This window comes from Alcanivorax sp. HI0083, assembly GCF_001635175.1.
On the sequence record NZ_LWFX01000003.1, the window covers coordinates 1 to 4,517 of the forward strand.

4 protein-coding genes are annotated in these 4,517 nt (G+C 58.7%); 2 read left to right on the forward strand and 2 right to left on the reverse strand.

Annotated features, from left to right (window positions below):
• Window positions 1-1,208 (forward strand): response regulator (locus A3754_RS00150; protein ID WP_156496618.1); only part of this gene is annotated, 1,208 nt, incomplete at its 5' end.
• A 45-nt stretch (window positions 1,209-1,253) separates the two neighbouring features.
• Here the strand turns inward: A3754_RS00150 and A3754_RS00155 are convergent.
• Window positions 1,254-2,735 (reverse strand): AAA family ATPase, encoded by a 1,482-nt coding sequence (locus tag A3754_RS00155; RefSeq protein WP_063518524.1) that lies wholly within the window; start codon window positions 2,733-2,735, stop codon window positions 1,254-1,256.
• A gap of 138 nt (window positions 2,736-2,873) precedes the next feature.
• Here A3754_RS00155 and coq7 point away from each other — a divergent pair, with 138 nt between their 5' ends.
• Window positions 2,874-3,536 (forward strand): 2-polyprenyl-3-methyl-6-methoxy-1,4-benzoquinone monooxygenase, encoded by a 663-nt coding sequence (coq7, locus tag A3754_RS00160; protein WP_063518525.1) that lies wholly within the window; start codon window positions 2,874-2,876, stop codon window positions 3,534-3,536.
• A 527-nt stretch (window positions 3,537-4,063) separates the two neighbouring features.
• On the opposite strand, the gene speD is transcribed toward coq7, so the two are convergent.
• A partial coding sequence (gene speD, locus A3754_RS00165) for an adenosylmethionine decarboxylase (protein ID WP_063518526.1) occupies window positions 4,064-4,517 on the reverse strand: 454 nt, incomplete at its 5' end.

Sequence of the window (4,517 nt, forward strand, 5' to 3'; positions counted from 1 at the left end):
GCCGCCTGCGTCAGATTCTTACCAACCTGACCGGCGCCCTGATTCGCCATGGCCACCCCGGCGAAATGGTGGTGGACGTTTCCATGGAACCCACCGGTCAGGCCGACCGCGTTCGTTTTGGTTTCACCGGCAGCGCCATGAATGAGGAAACCCTCAAGCGTTTGCGGGACAACCAGAAACAGAACGAAAGCAGCCACCTGAGCCTGGCCATTGCCGAACAACTGGTGGAAGCCCTGGGCGGACGCATGGGTACATTGCAGGATCACAAGGATGTGCATTACTGGTTCGTGGTGCCACTGCCTGCCGAGGATGCCCCCGCGCCAAGCACCAACGTGGATACAACCGCGCTCTCCGGACGCAGCCTGTTGGTGGTGGACGACTCCAGCACCGTGACCCGGGTACTGCGTCACCACGCCCTCTCGTGGGGCATGCGCGTCACCGCCTGCCACGACCCACGCGAGGCTCTTGCGTCCCTGCGCACCCAGGCCAACATCAACGAGCCTTACGATATCGTTGTCCTGGATCACCACATGCCCGGCATGGACGGCATGCAACTGGCTGCCCGCATCCATGAAGACCCGGTCATCGTGCATCCCACCGTGCTCGTCATGCTAACCGGCATCAACAATGCCCCCACGGCGACCCAGGCCCGCAATGTGGGCATTCACCGTGTGCTGTCCAAGCCGGTCTCCGCACCGCGGCTGCGCCAGGCACTGGCAGAAGAATTAGGCCTGGGGCATCCGTCGGTGTCAGAACACAGCCAACCACAACACCAGCCAGACCCCGGCCTGAAACTGCTGGTGGCGGAAGATCATTACCTGAGCCAGAAGGTGATTCGCGGTATGCTGGGCAAATTGGGCCTGAAGGCGGATATTGCCTCCAATGGCAAGGAAGCGCTGGAACTGGCCAGCAACACGCGCTACGACCTGATCCTGATGGATTGCGAAATGCCGGAAATGGATGGCTTTGAAGCCACCCGGATGATCCGGGCACAGGAGCAAAAACAGGGCCTGCCAGCGGTGCCCATTGTGGCCCTGACGGCCCATATCCTGCGTGAGCACAAAGACCGCAGCCTGGCAGCCGGCATGAACGCCCACCTGCCCAAACCCGTGGAATTGAATGTATTACGAGAGACACTGGTTCGGTTTACCCAACCCGACAGCACCGATGCGGACTCATGGTTAAGCAACGACGAAGTGCCCGACTAAGAAGGCACGCCTGATCAAGCACAGGGGCAAACCGCCAAGCCGCAGTTACGCGCCGGCACTGACCGCCCGCCCCTGGCACCATTGTCGTAGCCGCGCCAGCGATTCCGCCATGGTCACCGACAGCGGTACGGTCGCTTCCAGCTCGGCCTCCAGCAAGGCCTGATCCAGTGGCTGATCCCCGGCCCCGGCGCTATACAACCCGGCCACCACCGCCTGCTCGATCTCAGCGCCGGTAAAGCCATCGCTGTGCTCCGCCAGGCGAGCCAGATCAAACGCTGATACGGTTTGTCCGCGCTTTTGCAGATGGATCCGGAAGATCACTTCCCGGACCTCACTGGACGGCAAATCCACAAAGAAGATCTCGTCCAGGCGCCCCTTGCGGATCAACTCCGGGGGCAGCCGTTCAATATCGTTGGCGGTGGCGACCATAAACACCTGACTGCGGTTTTCCGCCATCCAGGTCAACAAGGTGCCAAGCACCCGGCGGGAGGTGCCGCCATCGTTATCACCCACCGCAATCCCTTTCTCGATTTCATCGATCCACAGCACACAGGGCGACATGGTTTCCGCCATGGCCAACGCCTCGCGCACATTACGCTCGGATTCCCCGAAGAATTTGTTGTAGATAGCCCCCATATCCAGGCGCAACAACGGCAGCCCCCAAAGCCCGGCCACCGATTTGGCCGCCAGGCTTTTACCGCCGCCCTGCACGCCCACCAGCATTACCCCACGGGGCGAGTCGATACCTTCACCCTGATTGCCATGGAAGGCACTTTCACGCTTGCCCAGCCAGTCTTTCAGACCCTGCAACCCGCCCACATTAGCGAAGCTGTCAGTGTCGTATTCGTAGCTCAGTACGCCGTCCATTTCCATCAATGCAAACTTGGCTTTGTTCACCTCCGGCAGGTCCGCCTCGGTGATGGCGCCATCGTGGATAATCGCCCCACGGGCCAGCTTACGGGCATCTTCCACGCTCAAGCCACGCAGGTTGCGCACCAGCCGGTCCAGCGAGGCCCGGTCCGCGCGCACCCGTTCGCCCCGCTCTTTCTTGAAACGGCGCGCTTCGTCCTGAACGATGTGCTCCAACTGCTTTTCATCGGGCATGGACAGGCTGAAGCGAGTGCAATAACGGCGCAGTTCCGCGGGAATGGTCAATTCATGGCTGATCAGCACTAGAGTGTGATGCAGGCGCTCATGGTGCAGGGCGATTTCCTTGAGCAACCGGACGTGCTTTGGCTCACCGTCCAGATAAGGGTGCAGATCACACAGCGCATAGATCCCCGGCTCATTGGTACCGCGAATCTGTCCCAGCATGGCATCCGGTTCAATGGTGTGTTTCTGGCTGGGGCTGTCTTCCAGTTCCAGCCGGCGCAGGCCGTCCACCGCATTCCAGCCGAACACCGGTCGCCCCTCTCGCATCCCCAGGCGGCGAATCAAATCCAGCGCCCGCAGCTCCTCCCAGGTTTCAATCACCACGATGGGATAGCGGGACTCAAGCAGCATTTTCAGGTCGTTCAGATCACTCATTGTTTTATGCTTGCACGCCTCACGCTTCACGCTGGCATGCAACGCCCTTCTTGTTTTGAGGGCTCTTAGGCTACACTAGATCTCCCATTTCTTTCAGCATGCAAGCATGTTGTGTGTTTGCATGCAGCGCTGATAACTATGACTGAACGCCGACTGTCACCTCTGGATCGCCTGCTGGCCCGTGCCGACAATGCCCTGCGCACCCTCACGCCCGGCACCGTACAGGCCGAACGCAGCCCCACGTCCTCGCCTACCGGTCCCGGCAGCGACATACAGCCGGGCACACTGCCCGGCGACCAGCGCCGCCATGTGCTTGGATTGATGCGCATTAACCATACCGGCGAGGTGTGTGCCCAGGCGCTTTATCAGGGTCAGGCCAGCACCGCCAGCCTGCCGCATATCCGCCATGCCATGGAAGAATCCGCTCGGGAAGAGGAAGACCACCTGGCCTGGTGTGAAGAGCGCATTCAGGAACTGGGCGGCGTGCCCAGCAAACTCAATCCGCTGTTCTATGCCATGAGCTATGCGGTAGGCGCTACCGCCGGGTTGATTGGTGATCGCTGGAGCCTGGGCTTCGTGACAGAAACGGAAAATCAGGTGGTCAAACACCTGGAATCCCATCTCTATCAGGTACCGGAAAGCGACCTGCGCACCCGGGCCATTCTCGAGCAAATGAAAACCGACGAGCTCAAACACGCCGTCACCGCCAAAGACGCCGGCGGCGCCGACCTGCCTCTGCCCGTACGCCACGCCATGACGCTGATGAGCAAGGTGATGACCTTTACCACCTATCGTATCTAGGGAGCCTCTGAATAACTCCTTGCGTACTCAGCGTGGTCTGGAGCGTGCAGCTGTTGTGTCTTGTCTCGATGGTCAGGGTGGCTCCCTTTCCAAGAGACAAGGCGTAACAGATGGGCGCTCCAGGCCGCGCCCTTCGGGTCTTTCAGGCTGGCCCGCACTCGTTGTTGCACTTTTTTGATGGATGGACATACACCTTCAAAAGCGCGCCTAGACTGCGAACCAGCCTGAAAGACTGAGCATGCAAGGAGTTATTCAGAGGCTCCCTAACCAACGCTTCAAGAATTTCACCTGTAGGAGCACATCTTGAGGTGCGAACCACGCGTAGCGTGAAATCAGCCGAAGGACGATCAGGCATTCCAGATAGAAAAATCTGTCGAGTCCTGAAAGGGTTGTTGCCTCGCTGTCGCTCGGTTCGCACCTCGAGTGGTGCTCCTACAGCGGCTTCGCAGCCAACAACAAAAAGGCCGCACCCAAGGTGCGGCCTTTTTGTTTTGCGTGTCGCATGCAGCGTGAAGCGTGCTGCGGGTTTAACCTAGGTTGCGGCTGTAGAAAATCTCCAGCATCTCTGTGCGCAAACGCTCTTCGATCTGATCCAGTTCTTCCTGCTCGAACTCATCACTACCCGCACCAAACAGATAGTTATCGATATCGAAGTCCTTCAGCAGCATCTTGGTGTGGAAGATATTTTCCTGATACACATTCACGTCGATCATCTGATAGGCGTTCTGGGTATCTTCGGTCAGGAAATTCTGGATGGAATTGATGTCGTGATCAATAAAGTGCTTGGTGCCATCCAGATCCCGGGTCATGCCACGCACCCGATAGTCCACGGTAACGATATCGGAATCGAAACTGTGGATCAGGTAATTCAACGCACGTAGCGGGGAAATCACACCACAGGTGGAGACATCCACATCCACTCGAAACGTGGAAATACCGTTATCTGGATGGGATTCCGGATAGGTATGCACCGTCACATGA

Excerpts from the sequence above, each read along its gene's own strand:
- A3754_RS00155 (WP_063518524.1), bottom strand. The coding sequence starts at position 2,735 with ATGAGTGATCTGAACGACCTGAAAATGCTGCTTGAGTCCCGCTATCCC.
- coq7 (WP_063518525.1), top strand. The coding sequence starts at position 2,874 with ATGACTGAACGCCGACTGTCACCTCTGGATCGCCTGCTGGCCCGTGCC.